The organism is Glutamicibacter arilaitensis Re117 (assembly GCF_000197735.1).
GTDB classification, from domain to species: Bacteria; Actinomycetota; Actinomycetes; order Actinomycetales; family Micrococcaceae; genus Glutamicibacter; species Glutamicibacter arilaitensis.
Map to the genome: position 1 here is coordinate 546,562 of NC_014550.1, position 21,372 is coordinate 567,933.

Annotated in this window: 14 protein-coding genes, 3 tRNA genes and 3 pseudogenes; 11 read left to right on the plus strand and 9 right to left on the minus strand. The window is 58.4% G+C overall.

The features are described from left to right. Positions 1 to 3: 3 nt before the first annotated feature. Positions 4 to 1,428 carry a phosphomannomutase/phosphoglucomutase gene (locus AARI_RS02960; RefSeq protein WP_013347887.1) on the minus strand — a complete coding sequence of 475 codons (1,425 nt, stop codon included), beginning with the start codon at positions 1,426 to 1,428 and terminating at the stop codon, positions 4 to 6. Positions 1,429 to 1,604: 176 nt separating this feature from the next. On the opposite strand from AARI_RS02960, the gene AARI_RS02965 reads away from it, so the two are divergent. Then, positions 1,605 to 3,725, plus strand: a complete 2,121-nt coding sequence (locus AARI_RS02965) for a RecQ family ATP-dependent DNA helicase (protein WP_013347888.1) — start codon at positions 1,605 to 1,607, stop codon at positions 3,723 to 3,725. 30 nt (positions 3,726 to 3,755) lie between these two features. Further along, positions 3,756 to 4,664, plus strand: a complete 909-nt coding sequence (locus AARI_RS02970; protein WP_013347889.1) for a hypothetical protein — start codon at positions 3,756 to 3,758, stop codon at positions 4,662 to 4,664. Between the two features lie 390 nt (positions 4,665 to 5,054). Here the strand turns inward: AARI_RS02970 and AARI_RS02975 are convergent. Beyond that, positions 5,055 to 5,143 (minus strand) — tRNA-Ser (locus AARI_RS02975). Between the two features lie 63 nt (positions 5,144 to 5,206). Beyond that, positions 5,207 to 7,294, minus strand: a complete 2,088-nt coding sequence (locus AARI_RS02980; RefSeq protein ID WP_013347890.1) for a prolyl oligopeptidase family serine peptidase — start codon at positions 7,292 to 7,294, stop codon at positions 5,207 to 5,209. Positions 7,295 to 7,350: 56 nt separating this feature from the next. Here AARI_RS02980 and AARI_RS02985 point away from each other — a divergent pair, with 56 nt between their 5' ends. After that, entirely contained in the window at positions 7,351 to 9,366 is a 2,016-nt protein-coding gene (locus tag AARI_RS02985) for an FAD/NAD(P)-binding protein (protein ID WP_013347891.1), read from the plus strand. 47 nt (positions 9,367 to 9,413) lie between these two features. On the opposite strand, the gene AARI_RS02990 is transcribed toward AARI_RS02985, so the two are convergent. Then, positions 9,414 to 9,501: transfer RNA gene (locus tag AARI_RS02990), tRNA-Ser, on the minus strand. A 62-nt stretch (positions 9,502 to 9,563) separates the two neighbouring features. Here AARI_RS02990 and AARI_RS02995 point away from each other — a divergent pair. The 6 genes and pseudogenes from AARI_RS02995 (at position 9,564) to AARI_RS03020 (ending at position 14,601) form a co-directional block, all read left to right on the plus strand. Continuing rightward, a complete protein-coding gene (locus tag AARI_RS02995) occupies positions 9,564 to 10,541 on the plus strand; it encodes an NAD(P)H-quinone oxidoreductase (RefSeq protein ID WP_041649291.1) in 978 nt (325 codons plus the stop codon). Between the two features lie 205 nt (positions 10,542 to 10,746). Beyond that, positions 10,747 to 11,632 (plus strand): annotated as a pseudogene (locus AARI_RS03000) (IS982 family transposase). Between the two features lie 37 nt (positions 11,633 to 11,669). Beyond that, positions 11,670 to 11,861 carry a YbdD/YjiX family protein gene (locus AARI_RS03005; protein WP_013347893.1) on the plus strand — a complete coding sequence of 64 codons (192 nt, stop codon included), beginning with the start codon at positions 11,670 to 11,672 and terminating at the stop codon, positions 11,859 to 11,861. Positions 11,862 to 12,014: 153 nt separating this feature from the next. After that, positions 12,015 to 12,464 carry a hypothetical protein gene (locus AARI_RS03010; protein WP_013347894.1) on the plus strand — a complete coding sequence of 150 codons (450 nt, stop codon included), beginning with the start codon at positions 12,015 to 12,017 and terminating at the stop codon, positions 12,462 to 12,464. Positions 12,465 to 12,665: 201 nt separating this feature from the next. Further along, positions 12,666 to 13,737, plus strand: a pseudogene (locus AARI_RS19095) (IS1595-like element ISAar1 family transposase). A gap of 21 nt (positions 13,738 to 13,758) precedes the next feature. After that, complete coding sequence (locus tag AARI_RS03020; RefSeq protein WP_013347895.1) at positions 13,759 to 14,601, plus strand: aldo/keto reductase; 843 nt, start codon at positions 13,759 to 13,761, stop codon at positions 14,599 to 14,601. Positions 14,602 to 14,801: 200 nt separating this feature from the next. On the opposite strand, the gene AARI_RS03025 is transcribed toward AARI_RS03020, so the two are convergent. The 5 genes and pseudogenes from AARI_RS03025 to AARI_RS19100 all read right to left on the minus strand — a co-directional run bounded on the left by AARI_RS03025 (position 14,802) and on the right by AARI_RS19100 (position 19,521). Beyond that, positions 14,802 to 14,876: transfer RNA gene (locus AARI_RS03025), tRNA-Thr, on the minus strand. 82 nt (positions 14,877 to 14,958) lie between these two features. Beyond that, positions 14,959 to 16,494 (minus strand): alpha/beta hydrolase, encoded by a 1,536-nt coding sequence (locus AARI_RS03030; RefSeq protein WP_231849430.1) that lies wholly within the window; start codon positions 16,492 to 16,494, stop codon positions 14,959 to 14,961. A gap of 23 nt (positions 16,495 to 16,517) precedes the next feature. Then, on the minus strand, positions 16,518 to 17,672 hold the full coding sequence (locus tag AARI_RS03035; protein ID WP_013347897.1) for a DNA polymerase III subunit delta': 1,155 nt from the start codon (positions 17,670 to 17,672) through the stop codon (positions 16,518 to 16,520). Further along, complete coding sequence (gene tmk, locus AARI_RS03040) at positions 17,669 to 18,322, minus strand: dTMP kinase (RefSeq protein ID WP_013347898.1); 654 nt, start codon at positions 18,320 to 18,322, stop codon at positions 17,669 to 17,671. Before tmk ends, AARI_RS03035 begins: the two co-directional genes overlap by 4 nt. A gap of 128 nt (positions 18,323 to 18,450) precedes the next feature. After that, positions 18,451 to 19,521 (minus strand): annotated as a pseudogene (locus tag AARI_RS19100) (IS1595-like element ISAar1 family transposase). Positions 19,522 to 19,694: 173 nt separating this feature from the next. Here AARI_RS19100 and AARI_RS03050 point away from each other — a divergent pair. Both AARI_RS03050 and AARI_RS03055 read left to right on the plus strand, forming a co-directional pair. Next, positions 19,695 to 20,852 (plus strand): trans-sulfuration enzyme family protein, encoded by a 1,158-nt coding sequence (locus tag AARI_RS03050; protein ID WP_013347899.1) that lies wholly within the window; start codon positions 19,695 to 19,697, stop codon positions 20,850 to 20,852. A 71-nt stretch (positions 20,853 to 20,923) separates the two neighbouring features. Next, positions 20,924 to 21,241 carry a DUF2516 family protein gene (locus AARI_RS03055; protein ID WP_013347900.1) on the plus strand — a complete coding sequence of 106 codons (318 nt, stop codon included), beginning with the start codon at positions 20,924 to 20,926 and terminating at the stop codon, positions 21,239 to 21,241. Positions 21,242 to 21,372: the final 131 nt, after the last annotated feature.

The following is a 21,372-nucleotide window of genomic DNA, read 5'->3' on the forward strand; positions in this document are numbered from 1 at the left end:
TTGCTAGTTGGCGACGTTGGTTTCACGCACGATAGCCAAAACGGCATCGCGAATGGGCTCAATGATTTCTGCGGTGCGGCCTTCGCCGTTGAAACGCAGGAAAGGTTCGGTATTCGATGGGCGCAGGTTGAACCACCAGCTGCCATCGGATGCCGAAATGGTGGTGCCGTCCATGGTCAGCACGTCAACCGGCTGTCCCTCGAAGTGGGCAACAACCCGGGCAGTGGCCCCGGCCTTGTCCTCGACCTCGGAGTTGATTTCGCCGGTGGCGGCATATGGCTCGTACTCGGCGCCCAGCTCGGAGAGCGGCAGCTGCTGCTCACCCAAGGCAGCCAGCACATGCATGGCAGCAAGCATGCCGGTATCGGCATTGTAGAAGTCACGGAAGTAGTAGTGAGCGGAATGCTCACCACCGAACACCGCACCCTGGGTGGCCATCTCGGCCTTGATGAAGGAATGGCCCACGCGGGTCATTACCGGGGTTCCGCCAGACTTGGTGACAAATTCAGGCACAGCCTTGGAAGTGATCAAGTTGTGGATGATGACCGGTGACTGCTCGCCTGCTGCCTGTACCCGGGCGATTTCGCGCACGGCGACCAAAGCGGTGATCGCTGAAGGCGATAGCGGCAAGCCACGCTCGTCGATCACGAAGCAGCGATCGGCATCGCCGTCGAAGGCCAGGCCCAGATCGGCACCATGTTCCAGCACTGCGGCCTGCAGGTCCTTGAGGTTTTCCGGCTCCAGCGGGTTGGCTGGGTGATTTGGGAAGGTGCCGTCCAGCTCGAAGTACAGCGGGACGATTTCCAGCGGCAATCCTGGTAAGACGGTATCGCCGAGAACTGCCGGAGTGGTCAGGCCACCCATGCCGTTTCCGGCATCTACGACGATCTTCAGCTGGCGCATGGAGGACAGGTCCACCAGCTCTCGCAGGTAGGCCGCGTAGTCGGCAAGGACATCGCGCTCGCTGATGCTGCCCTGCGGGACATCGCCGGAGACCGGAAGTCCCTCGTCCAAGTACTGCTGGGCCAGGTCGCGGATATCGAACAGGCCGGTAGCCGAAGAAATCGGGCGTGCGCCGGCCTTGGACATCTTGATGCCGTTGTACTGGGCTGGATTGTGGCTGGCGGTGAACACCACGCCAGCGGCATTGAGCTTGCCCGAAGCGAAGTACAGCTCGTCGGTGGATATCAATCCGAGCATGATGATGTTTGCCCCGCGGTAAGTGGCGCCACGGGCGAAGGCCTGGGCGAACTCACCCGACGAGGGACGCATGTCCCCGCCAACCAGTACGTCCTTGCCGGACAAGGACAGCACATCGACGAAGGCTGCGCCGATAGCCTCGATTGCCTCGGCATTCAGGTTTTCGCCAACTACGCCGCGTATGTCGTAGGCCTTAAAGCTCTGCTTAAGATCAATTTCTTCACTCACGCCTTTCAGCCTACCGGTTTGACTGATTCAATTCATTGAGAACTAGGCGATTACCGATGGGAAATGCCTAACATTTCAGCTTAATCACTCACTTCGCATCGCGCCTTGCCGATGCACATCCACATTTAGCGGTTGCTGCGTACTAAAACGTGGGCGGGAACTGAAATACTGGTGGCATGGATGGCTCAACGCAAGTGAATCTGAAAACGCTAGCGCTGCAAAAACTGCGCGCACTGGTGCAAAACCCCGACGCCCAGTTTCACGACGGCCAATATGAATCGATTAGCGCCCTAGTGGCCGAACGCCGTCGTGCCCTGGTGGTGCAACGCACCGGTTGGGGCAAGTCCGCGGTGTACTTCATCGCTTCGCTGTTGCTGCGCGAACAGGGATATGGCCCAACCCTGATTGTTTCGCCTTTGCTCGCCTTGATGCGGGACCAGGTTGCAGCCGCGGAACGCGCAGGCGTGAGGGCTGCGGCAATCAATTCAGCCAATGTGCTCGAATGGCGGGAAATTCTCGAAAAGCTGCAGCGCGATGAACTCGATGTACTCCTGGTTTCTCCCGAACGCTTGAACAATCCTTCCTTCCGCGAGCAGCAGCTGCCGATGCTGATGCAGCGTCTGGGTCTGTTGGTAATCGATGAAGCGCACTGCATTTCCGACTGGGGCCATGATTTCCGTCCTGATTACCGCCGCATCCGCGATCTGATTGCCCAGTTGCCTAAGGGGCTGCCAGTTTTGGCGACTACCGCAACTGCGAACAGCCGAGTTGTTCAAGACGTTGCCGAACAGCTGGGCGGAGGCACCGAGGAGGTCTTCACCCTGCGTGGCACACTGGCCCGCGACTCGCTGCGCCTTGGCGTTTTGCGTTTGGCCTCGCCGCGCATGCAGTTGGCTTGGCTGCTTAGCCATATCAATGATTTCAAGGGATCGGGCATCATCTACACCTTGACGGTATCTGCCGCTGAGGACATCGCCCGATTGCTTAAAGATGCCGGCCATGAAGTTGCCGCTTACACCGGGCGCACCGATCTAGAAGAACGCGAACGTCTCGAACAGGCGTTGAAGAACAATGAAGTCAAAGCCTTGATTGCCACCAGTGCCCTGGGCATGGGGTTTGACAAGCCTGACCTTGGATTCGTCTTGCACATCGGTGCGCCCAGCTCGCCGGTGGCTTATTACCAGCAGGTGGGCCGTGCTGGACGTGGAAGCATCAATGCAGATGTTCTGTTGTTGCCCGGTCCGGATGACTCCGAAATCTGGGAATACTTCGCCACCAGCTCCATGCCCGATCAGGTTCGCGCCACGCAGGTGCTCGAAGCTTTGACTCGGGCTAACGGCGCGATGAGCGTCCCGGCCTTGGAAAGCGCGGTGAATCTTCGCCGCTCGCCACTTGAATTGCTGCTGAAAGTTCTGGCGGTGGACGGTGCCGTGGAGCGCGTCGCCGGAGGTTGGATGCGTACCGATATGCCTTGGGTCTACGACGCTGACCGCTATAAGCGAGTGGCGCAAAGCCGAATCCACGAACAGAATCTCATGGTCAGCTACGAGAACACTCGCGGATGCCGCATGCAGTTCCTGACTGATGCCCTAGATGACCCGAAGTCAGCTCCATGCGGCCGTTGCGATAATTGCGCTGGCGTTTGGTTTGACGACCATATCCCTGATGATTCGAAGGACAGCGCGCAGGCAGCACTTGGCCGAGTGGGAGTTCCCATTGAGCCACGCAAACTCTACCCATCGGGTTTGGACCGCTTAGGTCATACCCTCAAGGGCAAAATTCCAGTTGATGAGCAGGTCGCTACCGGCAGAGCGCTTGCCCGCTTAACCGACTTGGGGTGGGGCAATCGTTTGCGCCAGGTATTTGCCGATCCCACCGACAACCCGATCGACAAGGCCATGTTTGATGCTTGCGTCAAGGTGCTGGCCGAATGGAACTGGGAAGAACGTCCGGTGGGTGTGGTGGCCATGCCATCGAATAAGCGCCCTCAGCTGATCACTTCCCTTGCCCAGGGATTAGCGGAAGTCGGACGGCTGTGTTATCTGGGGCAGCTCGCATATCGTGCTGGTGGACCGCAGAATGGTCCGGGTGGAAACTCTGCGTTCCGTGTCGCTGCCGTTGCGGATGCTTTTGAACTTCCACCGCAGCTTGAAGAACTCATTGCCAATGCACCGGGTCCGGTGCTGCTGGTCGATGATTTGGTGGATTCCCGTTGGTCTATGGCAATGGCCGGCAGGGCATTGCGGATAGCTGGCGCACCCGGTGTTATGCCTTTCACTTTGGGCGTAGCAGGGTAATCGCACAGTTAAACAAAGTAGTCTGGAGGTATGGAGATTATCATCTGGCTCGTTGTCCTCATTGCAGTGATTGCCCTGGGCTACTTCGGTCTGCAAGCGCTTCGCAAGAAGAATACTGCGCAAATCGCTGAAGCGATTTCCCGTGAGGCGGCGCAGGAGGCAAATGCGAAGCTGGATGATGCTTCACGCAATTCGGTGTACCGCAATTTGGCCAAGGGCGATGTCAGGGGTGCGGTTAAGGATTTCCGGGCCGCTACCGGTGAGTCGGTCAAGAATTGCGTGATCGCTGTACGCAGTCTTGATAAGTATCCGCAGTCCGCTCCTGCCAAGGAACTGCCCAGCGATGACGCGCAGATTAAGGCCTTGAGCGACAAGCTCGAGGCTCAGGTTGAGCGCGAAGACCGCGAAGCGGCTGGTGCTGCTGATGCGACACCAGCATCTGCTGATGATACTTGGGTCGTTCCCCAAGAATGGAGCGAGCAGTTTGGGTCCTTGGAGGAACCAAGCGCAACGCATTTCAAGATGGCATTTGAGCTTGATGGCGAGAGCCGCGAATTTTCCAGTGAGCAGTTGCCACCGAATGAATACGACCAGCTGTTCTCGATGTTGCGTGACTCGAACTTTGAAGAAGCGGCAAAGATTCTGCATGGTTACACCGATCTGCCGGTTGACGACTTGGAGCGCATGATTGCGGCTTCTCCGATGTCTGGGGCTAACGCCAACGGCAATGTTGCAGATTTCCGTTTCGAAGGCCAAGGCCCAGATGGGCCAGTGCACTTTGATGCCGCTGAACTTCCGGAATCCGAACGCGAAGCGCTCTTCGACGCAATCGCTGATACTGATCTGGATCGCATGTCGGAAATTATTGTTCGCCATACTTCGCTGCCAGAAGATATCGTGCAGAACATGCTGCGATCTTTCGTGAAGCGCGACGACTAGAACCAATAACGATGAGCCGCTTGAACCCGCTGAAATTCCGCGGATTCGAGCGGCTTTTTCGATCCCGGAAAGTATCTGGAACGGCTTCCTTCGCGGTGGTGAGTCGCGTGTAGCGACGCGGACAGCCAGCGGTAAAAGCTAGCTGGGGCTGTCCCGCAGTAAGCACATTAACATGTCGCTTCGGTGTAGCTACTGGAACCTTGCTCGCGTTCTGTGCTGGTTCTGCTGCCTGCGTGCTGGGGAATGGCGATCAGAATGTTTGCGTGCCTCGGAGACGGTATTTCGCCAGGATCCTGCCAGAAGAGATGAAGCCGGGGGATACGCCTGTCCCGGTGGGGTCATTTCGTGACTAAGACGCAAAAAAACCCCTAGATGACTAGGGGTTTTTCGCGGACACGGGGGGATTTGAACCCCCGGTCGAGTTTTAGCCCGACCCTTCATTAGCAGTGAAGTCCATTCGGCCGCTCTGGCACGTGTCCATCCGCTGTTTCCAGCAGATTCTAGCTTACCTGAAGACAGGCGCGTGTTCCAAAACGAGACTGCTAACGCACCTGTCGCCATAGGAATTCGTAGCTGGTGGCCAGCATTTTTGCGGTTGACTCGTTGTCGGTTGAACCGGCATGCCCACCGCTTTCTGGCTCGTGATACCGCACATTTTCAATGCCCATGTCCATCATCTTGGCCGCCATGATGCGCGCTTGGGATGGTCCCACCCGGTCATCAGATGTTGTCGTCCAAATCAATGACGCTGGATAGTCATCAGCAGCATGGTGCTGGTCGCTTAACCGGTGGACTGGGGAGAATGTGCGCAGGAACTTCCAATCTTCTGGCACATCAGGGTCGCCGTATTCTGCAATCCATGAATGTCCGGCAGCGAGCTGGGTGTACCGTTTCATATCCAACAGTGGAACGCCGCAGGAGATAGCGCCAAAGAGCTGCGGGTAGCCGGCAATCATGTTGCCCATCAGCAATCCGCCGTTTGACCGTCCCGTCGCCGCGAGATGCGCGCGGGTGGTAACCCCGCGGGCGACAAGATCTTGGGCAATGGCGGCAAAATCTTCGTACGCTCGGTGACGGTTTTCGCGCAGTGCGGCACGATGCCAATCTGGACCATATTCGCCTCCGCCGCGGATGTTGGTCATGACGTAGACCGGCTTGCGTCCGTCGCTTGTGCGATGAGAGAGCCATCCTGTGCCCATAGCCGCCGCGTACCCCGGGGTCATGCTGTGTTGGAAACCGCCGTAGCCGTCCATCAGCACGGGATTCATGCCATCGAATTCCAACTCGCGGTCTGCGACCTGGAAGTAGGGAACCCGGGTGCCATCTGCGGAAGTCGCGAAATGCTGGGTGACCTCGAAGCCTTGAGCATCAAAGCGATCTGGTGACTTCTTGATCGCTACCGCCTGTTTTCCAACTTGTCCGCGCAATAAGGTCGTGGGAGTGGTGAAGCCGGTGATCGTCATCCAATAGTCATCGCCATGCGCTTGGTCTTCATCATCGACAGCGGCTACCGAGACACTGAGCATCCGGTCTTCCAAAGGCATCTCGGACTGCGCGAAACCGGCATTCAGGTCAATGATGCGTACCTGAGATGCGACATCGTGCAACACAGTAAGCAACAGGTAGTTGGCGGTGAAACTCAAAGATTCCAAAGCCGTATGCGCATCCGGCGTGAAGACTACCTGGTCCACTGCTCCGGTATCCAGGAACACTTCCAAGGAGGCGATGGCCAACGCGCCAGCGGGGATGAGCTGGCCCTGGTGCTCCCAATCGGTCCGCGGGGCAAACAGGACCCATTGGCGGTGCAAGCTCACCGATACGTCAGTGGGTACCTGCAGCTCCCGATGCACGCCATCGATGAACACACCGGTCTTCGAATTGTAGAAATCAATTGCATCGGTGGTGACGATTCGCTGGTAGCCAGGCGTTGAATCATAGTAGCCGAACGCTGCGACATGCTCTTTGCCGACTTCAAAGATGATTGGAGCAGCTTCAATGTCCATGCCGCGGCCTACCTTGCGCAACGTGCTGGCATAGGTGGAACGAGTGGTGAATTGATCGCTGCTGGCCGTGCCGACCAACAGCGTGTCCGGGTCAATCCATGAAGCTTGGGTCTTGGCGACGGGCAAGTCGAAACCGTCTTGCACAAATGTTTTGGATTCCAAGTCGAATTCGCGAATCCGCACTTGGTCGCCACCATCGGGGCTCAACCGAACCAACGCACGGCGGTACGGCTCGTTATTGTCCGGGCGAAGCAAAGCTGAACCGGCAAAGTGCCATTCGCGGCCCTCGGCTAGGGCAAGCGCATCGAGGTCGAGCAGGATCTCCCACTGAGGTTCGTCGGTGAGGTAAGACTCCCAATCGGTGCGGCGCCACAAACCCAATCGGTGCTGTGAATCGCGCCAGAAATTGTAGTAGTGCTCACCTCGCTTATTCACCATGGGAATGCGATCTTGCGCGTCGAGTACAGTGTTGATCTGTTGGACGCTTTGACGGAAAGCGTCGTCGTAAAGTTCAGCCTCGGTGCGTTCGGTGTGCTGGCGTACCCACGCCAGTGCCTTCTCGTCGTGAGTTCCTTCAAGCCAGGAATATGCATCAGCGGTCGCAGTATCAGAAACATGCTCAGTCATGGGCTTAGTCTATGCGCCTCGCGTTCGCCCTGCCCGAAAGGTAATACCCTAGGACAGTGAGCACCTCGACGCAGAATCCCAAGAATGAATTCAACCTGGCTATTGTCGGGGCCGGTCCGCGTGGCACGAGCACAGTGGAGCGCTTGGCTCATCTGGCTAACAACCTTGAACGGACCGCCAACCGAATCAATATCACTGTTTTCGACCCGTACCGTCCCGGATCCGGGCATGTGTGGAGCCCGAAGCAGTCCGAGCATTTCTTGATGAATACTCCTGCTTCTTTCCCCACTGTGGCACCCGAGCGCACGAGTGATGAACCGGGACTGAGTTTCCGGCAGTTTGTTGCCCTGCACGGAGACGGGCGTCGCCTGAGCGAGGAGCATGCCAGGATGCTTTCCCAGGTTGAGGCGGGCACATATCCTTCACGGGCGCTCTATGGCGAGTATCTGGAACACGTGTATGACAGCAGCGTGGCGTTGCTCGCTGCACATGAGAGCTTCAGTGTTGAGCATCTTGCTGCCGAGGTCATCGGTGTCAGGCCGTTGGGCAACGGCTACCAGCTGGACTACCGCACTGCACAGGGTGAAGGCGAAGCTGCGCAGAAGACTTTTGACGCAGTGGTGTTGGCACTCGGGCACCAAAGCGCGGAACTCAACCCATGGCAAAAACAGCTGCAAGAAGCCGCGCAACAAGCCGATGCAACGTACCTGCCGCCGAACGTGCCGGCAGATTTGGATTACAGCCTGTTCGCTGAAAGCCAGCCAGCACTGATTCGCGGCTTGGGGTTGAACTTCTTCGATGGCATGGCGGAGCTGACTCTGGGGCGCGGGGGATTGTTCCGCGAAACTGGCAAGGAACCGGGGCACCGATTGGAATACATCGCTTCGGGCCGTGAACCAGAATTGGTTGTTGCCTCGCGGCGCGGTACCCCGTACTGGGGTAAACCTGTTGTTGAGCAGTTCATTCCGGAAGAAATCTCCTTGCGGTATTTCGATGTTCCAGAACTGATTGGCCAGCTGGCTGAAGCGCGTGCCACGAATCCTGCGGCCACGTTGGTCTTCTCTCGCCATATCTGGCCGAAGCTGCACCGTGACATCCTCTTCGCGTACTACAGCACGTGGGCCGAATCCTGCGGTGCGCCCGAGGGGTTCTCAGCAGAAGAGTTCATTGAGCAGCTCGATGAGCTGCTGACTGCGGAGCACCGTGAAGGCAGCCAAGTCTGGTTGGGTGAATTGCGAAAGTTCATCGCGCAGATTCCAGAATGCGAATGGCTGGACGTGCCAAAGCTCGCCAAGCCATTCGACGAGGTGGGCTTCGGGTCGGATGCCGAGTACCAGCAGGCAGTGCGAGACTATCTCGTTGATAATGCCCGGCACAGTGTTGGTGGACTCAAGGACCCGCTGTCCTGCGCGATCATGACGATGAACGCTGGACGCATGCTGATCAAAGAGCTCGTTGTCACCGGGGTAATCGACGAGCAATCGCGCATCGAAGAGATCCAAGCGCACTTCGAACCACTGGTTGAGGGATTGTCCTCCGGGCCGCCCCTGGAACGCATTGAACAGCTGCTGGCATTATCCCGAGCTGGGCTGGTCAGCTTTATCGGTCCCGAGCCGGAATTCGGCTTTGACGAAGTCTCGCAAATGTTCACGGCCTCCTCGCCGTGGGTCGATTCAGAGGTATACACCGCGCGAACGATGTGCGAAGCGATGATGCCAAGTAATCGAGTGTTGCAGAATGATACGCAGTTGATCAGGCAGCTGTTGAAGGATCATGTAGCGCGAGCCCATACTTGGCGTAACGAAGAAGGCGAAAGCCTGCCAGGTTCCGGTTTCGACGTTGTCGGTGAGCCATATCGTCTTGTAAACAATGAAGGATTGGCACATCGTGGCATTTTTGTCCTGGGGGTGCAGCTTTCCTCGGCTCAATGGGGGACCGCTATTGCCGCGCAGGCGGGAAATATGAAAAATCCGGCAGCTCAAACCTTGCACGATGCGGCAAACGTGGTCAATGAAGTGGCACGTTTAGCCGGGCTGCAGGGCAAAGAAGCGTTGAGCGCGGCACAGGATTAAACAATTTGGCGGGCCGATCCATGGATCAGCCCGCCAAATTTGAAACGCGGATGGTATGGGATTTGAACCCATGAGACGGGGTTGCCGCCTACTGGTTTTCAAGACCAGCTCCTTCGGCCGCTCGGACAACCATCCAACCCCAAAAAGTATACGGCATGAACCCCGGTTGAAAGGAATTGAACGCCATGAACGACGTTATGAAGGCCTATATTTACAACGGATCCGGTGGGCCGGAAATCCTTGAATTAGTGGACCGTCCAGTGCCGAGCCTGGCCTCTGGGGAAGTGCTGATCAAAGTTGAAGCTTTCGGATTGAACCGTGCCGATGTGCAGCAACGCAAGGGGGTGTACCCGCCACCTCCTGGAGCTAGCGACATCCCCGGATTGGAAGTTTCCGGGCGCATCGTAGAAATCGGTGACGGCGTAAGCGGGTGGAAAACCGGGGCGCGTGTAGCGGCTCTGCTTGCTGCCGGCGGATACGCACAATACGTAAATGTTCCCGCAGAGCTGCTCATTGAGGTTCCGCAATCCGTTTCGGATATCGATGCCGCGGCCTTGCCAGAAGTCGCTGCCACAGTAGTCTCGAATCTCTTTGTCGAAGGCGAGCTGGCGCAAGGGCAAACTCTGTTGCTCCACGGGGGTGCCGGGGGTATCGGGTCCATGGCGATACAGCTTGCCAAAGCAGCCGGAGCTCGCGTTATCGTCACTGCTTCATCGGCGCAGAAACTGGAGTATTGCTGTGCTCTGGGTGCCGAGGAAGGCATTAATTATCGCGAAGAGGACTTTGCCGAGCGCGTTAAGGAGATCACTCAGGGCCAAGGCGCAGACCTGATCTTGGACGTCGTGGGTGCCAAGTATCTGGCGCAGAACCTCAAATCGCTTGCGGTAGGCGGGCGGCTGGTGGTGATCGGGTTGCAAGGCGGCGCGAAGGCCGAGGCGAATCTGGGACTGCTGCTTGCCAAACGCGCCCAGATCATTGGTACTACCTTGCGTGCCCGTCCGGTGCACGAAAAGGAAGAGATTATCCGGCAGACCATTACCCGGGTGATACCGCTGCTGGAGAAGGGCCAGCTGGCCCTGAACGTAACTAAAACCTTTGACTATTCCGAAGTGAGTAGTGCTCATGAATACTTCGATTCGGGAAAGCATACTGGGAAAATCGTCATTAAAGTTTAATGCTTCAGGGCAACCAGTTGTAAAGTGACTGAATAGTCCTCCATGCGTGAGCCATCCAATAATTACTAGTTACGCACATCACCCGCACTGTTCCCTAGATGAGTAAGTCCTAAACTACTCCAACACAAAAGACCTCCTGAAACAGATCAAAAAATCTGGTCAGGAGGCCTTTTAACGTTTGACGGAGAGTGTTAAGAATTATGGTGTGAACAAAAACCTAAACACTCTCCTGACAACACTTTACGTGTTCATCACCGATCCTGCCCACCAGGCCATGCCGCGGACGGCGGCAATTACTCACTGACGCTGAACTGCTCTGCTTGGCCGTGGCCCAGCACTTGCTGCACGGGGACGCTTCCGAATCCCGGTGGATCCGCTACGCCCGCACCCATCTGACTGGCATGTTCCCGCATATTCCCCAGCAATCCGGATACAACAAGAGGATCCGCGCCGCCGCTCCCCTGGTCTCCTACACCCTGACTGTCTTGGCTAAAGATGTCCCCACCTGGAACGACGTGCTGCGCCTTCTGGATTCCACCCCGGTGCCCTGCGGCCAGTCACGCGAAACGGTGAAACGCTCGAACCTGGCCGGACAGGCCGGCTACGGGTACTGCGCATCGCATTCACGGTATTTCTGGGGCTTTAGGCTTTATCTGATCTCCACCCCCGATGGCATGCCCGTCATCTGGGGGTTGGCCAACCCGAAGATCGGCGAGCGTGAAGCGATCGCCGCGATGCTCGATGCCAGTAGCGACCTGGTCTGTGACGGGCAGGTCATCCTGGCGGACAAGGGCTTCGCGGGCAAGCAGTTCGAAGCGTTCATCACCGAGGACCTCAAGGCGCATTTGCTGCGACCGGACCGGAAGGATGAGAAACCGCGGTTCGGGGACTTCGGCGGGATCCGCCAGTGGGTCGAGTCGATCTTCGACACTCTCAAGGGGCAGCTGGGTTTGGAACGCCATGGGGCTCGCACGCTGGAGGGGGTGATGGCTCGGGTAGCGTGCAAGCTGTTGGCCATGGCGGCCGGGATCTGGCATAACTGGAAGATTGACGCCCCGCGCAAGCGTTCGCTGGTCTCGTATGACCACTGAATCCGCGGGGCGATCATTAGGAATTAATCATCTAGCCATGGCTACGCTTTTCGAACGCCTGGGGCAAGCCAAGAAGTTTGTCGACGGAGTGCTCGGTGCCGACAAGTACCAGCACTACCTGGAACACCACGAACGCAATCATCCCGGCGCCAAGCCGATGACCGAGCGCGAGTTCTGGAAGGACTACACCGACTGGCAGGAAAAGAACCCCGAGGGGCGTTGCTGCTGAACCCGACTGGAACCGGCCGTGAGGGCCATCCGCGACAGCGGATGGCCCTCACGGCCGGTTTCGTTTTATGTCGACTGCCTTGCCGGGAACACTGCGGTGATCCCGGTAGGCTAGAACCAGTAATCCATCGGAAACCACCGGCAGAGAAGTGTAATGGCGTTCTTTTCACGACTGCGCGCTGAGCGTGCTGCTACTCGCGAACTTGGCGAGGGCGTCTGGCGTCGCGCACATGACCGTTTCCAGCGGTCATTGGACCGGGTCTTCCAGGTGGTTGAAGGCATCACCGATGACCAGGTGTACAACGAGCTCGTCAAGGAAGCCAACGAGATGGCAGTGCTCCTGCCGACCGTGCGCCAGCTATGCTGCGCTGCGCAGCGGATCACCCCGAGCAATGACGACACGATTCCGCAGCTGACCTCGGCGGCGCACCGTTCGCTGACCAAGGCGGCCAACGATTTGGCTACGACCGCACAGGTGATCGCGATGATGCGGATGCAGGCGGAAGCCGGCCAGCCGATCGACATCGAAGCCGTGCGCCATCGCGCCAAGCTGGTGGAAGAAGACGTCAGCCGGGCGGCGCAAATGCTCGCTTCCAGCGAATAATTGGGTTTTCCCGATCGCTGGCGTGGTTTTCCACCGCGCAGTACTCATCAGTGAACTAAATTGGTTGCATGACCCAAACAATTTCTGAAAAGGGGTATCCATTTAGTGGCCGATATCAGGAGTACGATCAGAAGCTAAGAAACTCCCGCGCTGCGTCAACAGCCGGGAGCATGGACTACACACCGTGGAGGGGTGTTCGTCATGACTCAGCCTACCCCTGGATCGACAGGAAACCGACCGCTGGCCGGGCGGGACTACCCGGCAGATCTTGCCCAGCTGCTTGCTTGGTTTTCCGACGATGAATCCTGCGTGGACTACTTGCAGTGGCTACGCTGGCCGGAGGGGATCTGTTGCCCTCGATGCCTTAGCGCGTTCGTGAACAACGAGCCAGATAATCGCTTTCGCTGTAAGAAGTGCTGGTACCGCTTCTCTGCTACCGCTGGCACCATCTTCGACAAGACCCGCACGCCGCTGACTGTGTGGTTCCAAACCGCGTGGTTGATGACCGCAGGAAAGACGCGGAGTCTGCGCGGCGCATCTGCACCGTGTGCTGCCAATATCTTCGTATCAGACTGCCTGGAGCATGCTGGGCAAGTTGCGTAGTGTCATGAGCACGCAAGACAGCTCGTTGCTCTCTGGGCGGGTCGAAGTCGATGAAAGTTTCTTCGGTGGCCATCGCCCTGGTCGCACAGGACGTGGTGCGGCAGGAAAGACTCTGGTGGCGGGCGCGATTGAAATTGCAGATGATGGGTGGGGGCGAGCGCGGTTGGCGATCATCCCTGATGCTTCGGCTGCATCGTTGCGTGAGTTCATCGCCGCGAATATTGCTCCTGGCTCCACGATTGTTTCTGACGGGTGGAGGGGATATGGAAACGCGGTGGAAGGGTAAGCGCATGAACCGGTGAGTGTCTGGAAATCAGGGCTTGAAGCGCATGCTTCGCTGCCGGCAGTGCACCGATTGTTTGCGTTGGTGAAAAGGATGATCGAAGGGACTTACCAGGGCTCGGGCAGCGTGGGGCACTTGCAGGAGTATCTGGATGAGTTCGTTTTTCGGTTCAACCGTAGGCACAGTACCCATCGGGGACTTGTGTTCATGCGCTTGCTCGAGCGCGCAGTGAAGCGAGGTCCAGTGACCTATCGGAACCTGGTGCGTAAGCCGGAGCCGAAGGCGGTTCATCCTCGTGGTGTTTCCGGACCGCATGCCCTGCCCGGGTCGATGGAGCGGGAGGCCTCGGAGCGGCCGTGGCGATCACCTCGGGCAACGCTAGAATAGCGTTTTTCCTTCGGCCACTAAATGGATACCCCTTTTTCTGAATTGAAGTTCCTTGACGGAAACACCATCGACCAGCTTGGCTACGGCGTCTGGAAGGTCGCCGACGCCGACGCGGAAGTGGTCGTTGGCAAGGCAATCGACGCTGGCTACCGCCACATCGACACCGCACGCATCTACGGAAACGAAGCTGGAGTAGGCCGTGCAGTGGCCGCCAGCAATGTGCCGCGCGAAGAACTGTTCATCACCACCAAGGTCTGGAACTCGGACCAGGGGTTCGAGAAGACCATGGCCGCTGCGGATGCTTCGCTTCAGCGTCTTGGCCTGGAGTACGTTGACCTGTACCTGATCCACTGGCTGCAGCCGAAGCGCGGCACCTACGTGGATACTTGGAAGGCACTGATCCAGTTGCAGAAGGACGGCAAGGCCAAGTCCATTGGCGTTTGCAACTTCACCAAGGAAGCACTCGAAGAGCTCTACACCGAAACCGGGGTCCGCCCGGTCATCAACCAGGTCGAAACCCATCCATACTTCCCCCAGAACGAGCTGCGTTCCTACGAAGCCGAGCACGGCATCCTGCACGAATCGTGGTCACCGCTGGGCCACGGCGGAGAACTGCTGAGTGACCCAGTATTGGTGGATATTGCCAAGAAGCATGACGCATCGGTGGCGCAGGTAGTCATCGCCTGGCATCTTGCCGTAGGCAATGTAGTCATCCCGAAGTCGACCACCGATTCCCGCATCGTCGAGAACTTCGAATCATTGAACGTGAAGCTGGACGAAGAAGACCTGGCAGCCATCGCTACCCTGGATCGCGGCGCCGAAGGCCGCATCTCGGCTGACCCTGCCACCGCTGACTTCGAGTAGGCACAAAGCCCTAACAGCAGGTCCTTGGTTTGATTTGTTGTCAAGGGTCTGCTTGCGTATCCCGAGGCGCCGTCGAGGAATTCATGGGTTGCGGATGAATTCCGCGGGGTGAAAATCCATGGGGCAGCTGAAAAGATCCGCTGAAGATAGCGAAAACCCCGGAATCACGAGTCACTCGCGATTCCGGGGTTTCCTTCACATGGAGCCCCCTGCCGGATTTGAACCGGCGACCTGCTCTTTACGAGGGAGCTGCTCTACCCCTGAGCTAAGGAGGCCTGTACCTGCAAACAGGCACCACGTCACTTTATCCGAGGAATTGTCTGAACGTCAAAACGGCGATGACATCATCAAGTCCAATCAGCAGCGGGTGCCGGCTTCGGGGACTTTGCCGTCGATCAGGTACTCATCCACAGCTTTGGTAATGCACTCATTGGAACGCCCATATGCGGTGTGGCCATGGCCTTCATAGGTCAGCAGGGTCGCGTTATCCAGCTGCTTGGCGAGGGCCTCCGACCACTTATAGGGGGTGGCTGGATCGCCTACGGTGCCGATGACCAGAATCTCATTAGAGCCCGGGGCATCGAGGATCTCAGGAGTGCCGGTGGAATCGTAATCCCAAGCCTCGCAAGTGATACTGCCATAGGCCAAATACTTGCCTAAGGTCGGAGCCATGCGCATCAGCTCCGTTGCTTCGTCCTGCATTGTTTCTGCGCTGGAATCCATTGGACGGTCCAAGCAATTGATGGCAGTGAAAGCATCGGACGAATTCGAAGCGTAGGTGCCATCGCTCTGGCGGTCTGCAGACAGATCCGCAAAACCGAGGATCATATCCACATCAGCGTCATTGATGGCAGCATTCATCGCATCGGTGAGATAGGACCAGCTGGAATCGTCATACAGCGGCAAAACGAACCCGTTGACGAAATCGATGATCGGAACGACGCGCCCATCGCTGGCGGTCATCGGCTCGTTCTCCACCTGCGCAAAGAACTGCTGCAGCTGCACCTTGGCCTCTTCAACAGTTCCGGTGAACGGGCACGCATCGCTTTCCAGACAGCTGGCGAGCCAGGCGTCGGTTTCCTTCTCGAAGCCAACCGCCTGGGCCAAGGTCACTTCGGCAGCTGGCAACGAAGGATCCATGGCTCCGTCCAGCACGAAACGCCCCACATTCTGCGGGAACAGATCAGCATAGGTGGCGCCTAGGAATGTTCCGTAGGAGACACCGAGGTAGTCCAGCTGCGCATCACCGAGCACCGCACGGATCACGTCCATGTCCCTGGCTGCCGATACGGTATCGACGTGGTCGAGCAGTTCGCCGGTATTGGAGGCGCAGTCAGCCGCATAGTCCTCGGTGCTCTCGATGATCTCGTGCTGGTCTTCAGGAACCCACGCACGGAGGTTTTCCTGGCGCCCCTTATCGGTTTCGGCAGCGCTTTGGCACGTGACCGGGGAGCTTTCGCCCACGCCTCGAGGATCGAAACCGATGACGTTGTAGGCCCGCTGCAGGTCATTGCTGAACATGCTCGGCACGGTGGAGGACACCATGTCCAGTCCAGAACCGCCGGGGCCACCGGGATTGACCAGAATATTGCCCGTCGCCCCGTCCACGGCGCGGCGGTTCAACGCAAGGTCGATGCTCTGGCCTTCTGGGTTGGCGTAGTCCATCGGGACCTTGATGGTGGCGCATTCGATGATGCTGCCGCACATTTCCCAGTCGAGCTCCTGGGTGTAGAAGGATTCCAGCCCTTCGGGCGCACTCGATTTTGCCGCTGGCTGCGAGGACTGGGCGTCTTCGGGCTGCGAATCCGCGGTGCTCGAGGAGCAACCAGCCAGGCCCATGGCCAGAGCAGTTCCCACTGCGGCCAAGCGCATCATTGGTGAGCGTGCAGGCACTTTTAGTGTCTCCTTGAGAGGGTTTAGCGGCGTCCAGGCTGTGGAAGCAAACGTGTCATGAGTGCTTCCAGCGCCATGAGCTGGTTGACGTTTGCAGCCAGGCGGCTGCGGGTTTCATTAATGGCATCGAGCTGGGCCAGGGACTTTTCGCTGGACTGCGCCGCAGCGAAACGCTCGAGCTTCTCACGAAGGTGCTCGTTGATCAGTTCAATATCGGCATGCAGCTGGATGCTCAAGACATCGCGGAAGAACGTGGTGAGATCCGTGAGGGTCCGGTCCAAGGCGTCGAAAGCAGTACGACGGGCAAAACGCTTGGCATCATCTTCCAGCGCCTTGAATTGTCCGCGCAGGCCAGCAGGGATGTTCTCTTCCAGGCCCAAGCCGTTGGCATGGCGCAGCTGGGCAATCTTGTTCTGCAGGTCGGTGCCGGTGATGTTTTCCGCGCGTTCGCTGGCCAGCTTTGAAATTTCTGCCGCGGCGGCCATGGCCTGGGGCAGGGTCGTGGTGCGCAAGGGCAAGGTGACGACCTTTTCACGCTGGATGCGTGCCTGTTCGTCACGGGCCAGCAGGCGGGCCACGCCAATGTGGGACTGGGAAACGCGTGCGGCAAACATCGCCTGTTCCGGTTCCAAGCCATCGCGGCGCACCAAGAGGTCGGCGACGTCCTGTGCAGCAGGAACCGAGAGGTTGACCGCGCGGCAACGCGAGCGGATGGTCACCAGCACATCGGCAGGGGAAGGAGCGCACAGGATCCAGATCATCTTGGCTGGAGGCTCTTCAATGGCCTTGAGCAGCACGTTGGTGCTGCGCTCGGACATGCGGTCAGCGTCTTCAATGATGATGATGCGCCAGCGGCCGGTGCCTGCACTTTCCTGGGCGCGGGTGATCAGATGGCGCACATCAGCGATCTGGTATTCGAATTTGTCGGTGGAGACGAAGGAGACATCCGGGTGTTCGGAGTTCATCACCATCTTGCAGTTGGCGCACTGCCCGCAGCCGGCCGGGGTCTGGGTGCACTGCAAGGCTGCCGCAAAGGCCCGCGCAGCGGTGGTGCGTCCGGAACCGGGAGGGCCGGTAACCAACCAGGCATGCGTCGGATTGCCTCGGTCAACCTCAGCGGTCAACGTGGAGATAACACGCTCCTGGCCGGCGAGGTCTGCGAATACCGGCCGAATCACAACAGACCTGCCAAATGCTCGACAATCGACTGGTGGAGTTGTTCCACGCTCGCGGTGGCGTCCAAAACCAGGTAGCGCTGCGGATCTTGTGCCGCTAGTTCCAGGAAGGCGTTGCGGATGCGCTCGTGGAAATCATCGGGCTCAGCCTCTAAGCGGTCGGAGTCTTCCACGCCACCGCTCGCGGCGATCCGCCGGGCACGTCCGTGCTCGGCAGAAATATCAAGAATGATGGTGACATCGGGCTTCAACCCGCCGGTGGCAAAGTCATTGATCGAGGCAACGGCCGCAAACCCGAGTTCGCGGCCCATGCCCTGGTAGGCCAAGGAGGAATCAACAAAGCGGTCGCAGATGATGTGGGTGCCAGCCTCCAAGGACGGGCGGATTACCTGCTGGACGTGCGCGGCGCGCGCGGCAGAATAGATCAACGCCTCGGTACGGGCATCGATTTCGCCGTGGCCATGTTCAAGCACCAGGGAACGCAGCTCTTCACTGATCTGGGTTCCGCCCGGTTCGCGAGTAGTGCGCACCGTGGCTCCACGGGACTCCAGCCACTGCTGGGCCATGGCAACCTGCGTGGTCTTCCCAGCGCCGTCGCCACCTTCGAAAACGATGAATAAGCCACGGGTCGGGGCACTAGATTCGATACTCACCCCACTAGCCTATCCAAGGACATATCAAGATGTGCGCTGCAACGGCTGTTTGGACAGTGAAAAGCGCCCAGTGTGATGAATTCAATTAAATGAAAAGGGGTATCCATTTAGTGGCCGGAGGAAAAACGCTATTTTAGCGTTGCCCGAGGTGATCGCCACGGCCGCTCCGAGGCCTCCCGCTCCATCGACCCGGGCAGGGCATGCGGTCCGGAAACACCACGAGGATGAACCGCCTTCGGCTCCGGCTTACGCACCAGGTTCCGATAGGTCACTGGACCTCGCTTCACTGCGCGCTCGAGCAAGCGCATGAACACAAGTCCCCGATGGGTACTGTGCCTACGGTTGAACCGAAAAACGAACTCATCCAGATACTCCTGCAAGTGCCCCACGCTGCCCGAGCCCTGGTAGGTCCCTTCGATCATCCTTTTCACCAACGCAAACAATCGGTGCACTGCCGGCAGCGAAGCATGCGCTTCAAGCCCTGATTTCCAGACACTCACCGGTTCATGCGCTTACCCTTCCACCGCGTTTCCATATCCCCTCCACCCGTCAGAAACAATCGTGGAGCCAGGAGCAATATTCGCGGTGATGAACTCACGCAACGATGCTGCCGAAGCATCAGGGATGATCGCCAACCGCGCTCGCCCCCACCCATCATCTGCAATTTCAATCGCGCCCGCCACCAGAGTCTTTCCTGCCGCACCACGTCCTGTGCGACCAGGGCGATGGCCACCGAAGAAACTTTCATCGACTTCGACCCGCCCAGAGAGCAACGAGCTGTCTTGCGTGCTCATGACACTACGCAACTTGCCCAGCATGCTCCAGGCAGTCTGATACGAAGATATTGGCAGCACACGGTGCAGATGCGCCGCGCAGACTCCGCTTTTTCCTGCGGTCATCAACCACGCGGTTTGGAACCACACAGTCAGCGGCGTGCGGGTCTTGTCGAAGATGGTGCCAGCGGTAGCAGAGAAGCGGTACCAGCACTTCTTACAGCGAAAGCGATTATCTGGCTCGTTGTTCACGAACGCGCTAAGGCATCGAGGGCAACAGATCCCCTCCGGCCAGCGTAGCCACTGCAAGTAGTCCACGCAGGATTCATCGTCGGAAAACCAAGCAAGCAGCTGGGCAAGATCTGCCGGGTAGTCCCGCCCGGCCAGCGGTCGGTTTCCTGTCGATCCAGGGGTAGGCTGAGTCATGACGAACACCCCTCCACGGTGTGTAGTCCATGCTCCCGGCTGTTGACGCAGCGCGGGAGTTTCTTAGCTTCTGATCGTACTCCTGATATCGGCCACTAAATGGATACCCCTTTAAATGAAATGTAGTGAAATCCATCGGCGAGCGTCGCTGGTACAAGCGTAAAGTTTTTTCCATGAACCCCCGCAACGCAGATTCAGCCAGAACTCCCGCCTGGGATCCGAAAACTTTGCTCGTTGCCGGAGGGCGTCCAGCCCACGGCTATGACGCTCCGGTCAACCATCCAGTGACCTTCACCTCCACCTATCATTCCAAAGGCCAAGCCGCACCTGGCGAACGCGTCTATGCCCGCTTCTCAAACCCCACCTGGGATCCTTTTGAGCAGGTGCTCGGCGAGCTCGAAGCAGCAACTCTTCCCGCTTTGGTGTTCTCCTCGGGGATGGCGGCTATCGCCGCCGCACTGAGCATCGTGCCGGAAGCTGGCGTGCTGGTCATGCCCCGGCACTCCTACAACGGATCACTGGCGTTGAGTTCTGAACTGCAGGAGGCCGGACGGCTCAGCATTCGCCCGGTGGACATCGCCAATACCGAAGAAGTACTCGCCGCCTTGGATGGCGCCGATGTGCTCTGGGTCGAATCTCCCACCAACCCCATGCTCGAAGTTGCCGACCTGCCTGCCTTGCTGGCGGCAGCGAAAGCTAAGAACACCGTGAGCATCGTGGATAACACCTTTGCCACTCCGCTGCTCCAGCAGCCGCTGAACCACGGGGCCGACCTGGTGGTGCATTCAGTAACCAAATACCTTTCAGGACACTCGGATGTGATCATGGGCGCGCTGGTCACCAGCGACGAGCAACTGCACAGCCGCCTGCACGGGTACCGGACCCTGCATGGGGCCATTGCCGGGCCGATGGATACCTTCCTCGCATTGCGCGGTGTGCGCACCATGTCGGTACGCATTGATCGTTCGCAGTCCAACAGCCAGGTGCTGGCCGAAAGGCTCGCGGACCATCCCAAGGTGCAGGCAGTACGCTACCCGGGTCTGCCCAGCGATCCGGGCCATGAGCGGGCTGCGAAGCTCATGGGCGGTTTCGGTTCGGTGATCGCCCTTGAAGCCGGAAGCAGCGCGCAGGAGGCCGACCGTGTACTGGACGCGCTCAAGCTGATCACCGGCGCCACCTCGCTTGGCGGCGTGGAATCCCTGGCCGAGCGACGCGCCCGCCATGCCTCGGAACCAGCCAGCGTGCCAGCCAGCCTGATTCGGCTCTCGGTGGGCATTGAAGATGTGGAAGACCTCTGGGCTGATCTGGATCAGGCACTGGAACAGCTCTAAGGCGCATCGGTTCGTATTTCCCGCGCGTGGCACAGTGTTTATCAATTGCGCCAAAAAGGTAGAGTGAAAGCATGAACATGATGTACGCGGCCCAATTGATTGAGTACTACTTGATGATCGCTCTGAGCGTCGTCATTGTTGCGCTCGCCGTCTGGGCCCTGGTTGATTGCCTGCGCCGTGGCGCGGACCGCTTCGCCCAGGAAGGCAAGCGCACCAAGGGATTCTGGCTGGGGATGACCGTCGCCAGCACCGCGGTGGCCCTGCTCGGCGTGTTCAGCCAGGGCGGCATCGGCTTCCTGCAGCTGATCGGTGCCTGCATCGCCTGCGTATACCTTGCCGACGTCAAGCCTGCTGTCAGCGGCAAGGGCGGCGGCTGGTACAACTACTAGCCGTCAGCCAACTCACCTGGGTTTGAACGAAGACCTGCAATCCGCCACTGGTCCGATTGCAGGTCTTCGCACTTTGACCTCGGGCCTTAACTTTCGTACGAGCAGGCTTGCACATTGGTTAGGATGTATTA

What these genes read in the sequence shown, in the direction of transcription:
- AARI_RS02995 (WP_041649291.1), top strand. Translation starts at nt 9,564, where the DNA reads ATGAAGGCCTATATTTACAACGGATCCGGTGGGCCGGAAATCCTTGAA.
- AARI_RS03020 (WP_013347895.1), top strand. Translation starts at nt 13,759, where the DNA reads ATGGATACCCCTTTTTCTGAATTGAAGTTCCTTGACGGAAACACCATC.
- AARI_RS02980 (WP_013347890.1), bottom strand. Translation starts at nt 7,294, where the DNA reads ATGACTGAGCATGTTTCTGATACTGCGACCGCTGATGCATATTCCTGG.
- AARI_RS02970 (WP_013347889.1), top strand. Translation starts at nt 3,756, where the DNA reads ATGGAGATTATCATCTGGCTCGTTGTCCTCATTGCAGTGATTGCCCTG.
- AARI_RS02965 (WP_013347888.1), top strand. Translation starts at nt 1,605, where the DNA reads ATGGATGGCTCAACGCAAGTGAATCTGAAAACGCTAGCGCTGCAAAAA.
- AARI_RS03010 (WP_013347894.1), top strand. Translation starts at nt 12,015, where the DNA reads ATGGCGTTCTTTTCACGACTGCGCGCTGAGCGTGCTGCTACTCGCGAA.
- AARI_RS03050 (WP_013347899.1), top strand. Translation starts at nt 19,695, where the DNA reads ATGAACCCCCGCAACGCAGATTCAGCCAGAACTCCCGCCTGGGATCCG.
- AARI_RS03005 (WP_013347893.1), top strand. Translation starts at nt 11,670, where the DNA reads ATGGCTACGCTTTTCGAACGCCTGGGGCAAGCCAAGAAGTTTGTCGAC.
- AARI_RS03055 (WP_013347900.1), top strand. Translation starts at nt 20,924, where the DNA reads ATGAACATGATGTACGCGGCCCAATTGATTGAGTACTACTTGATGATC.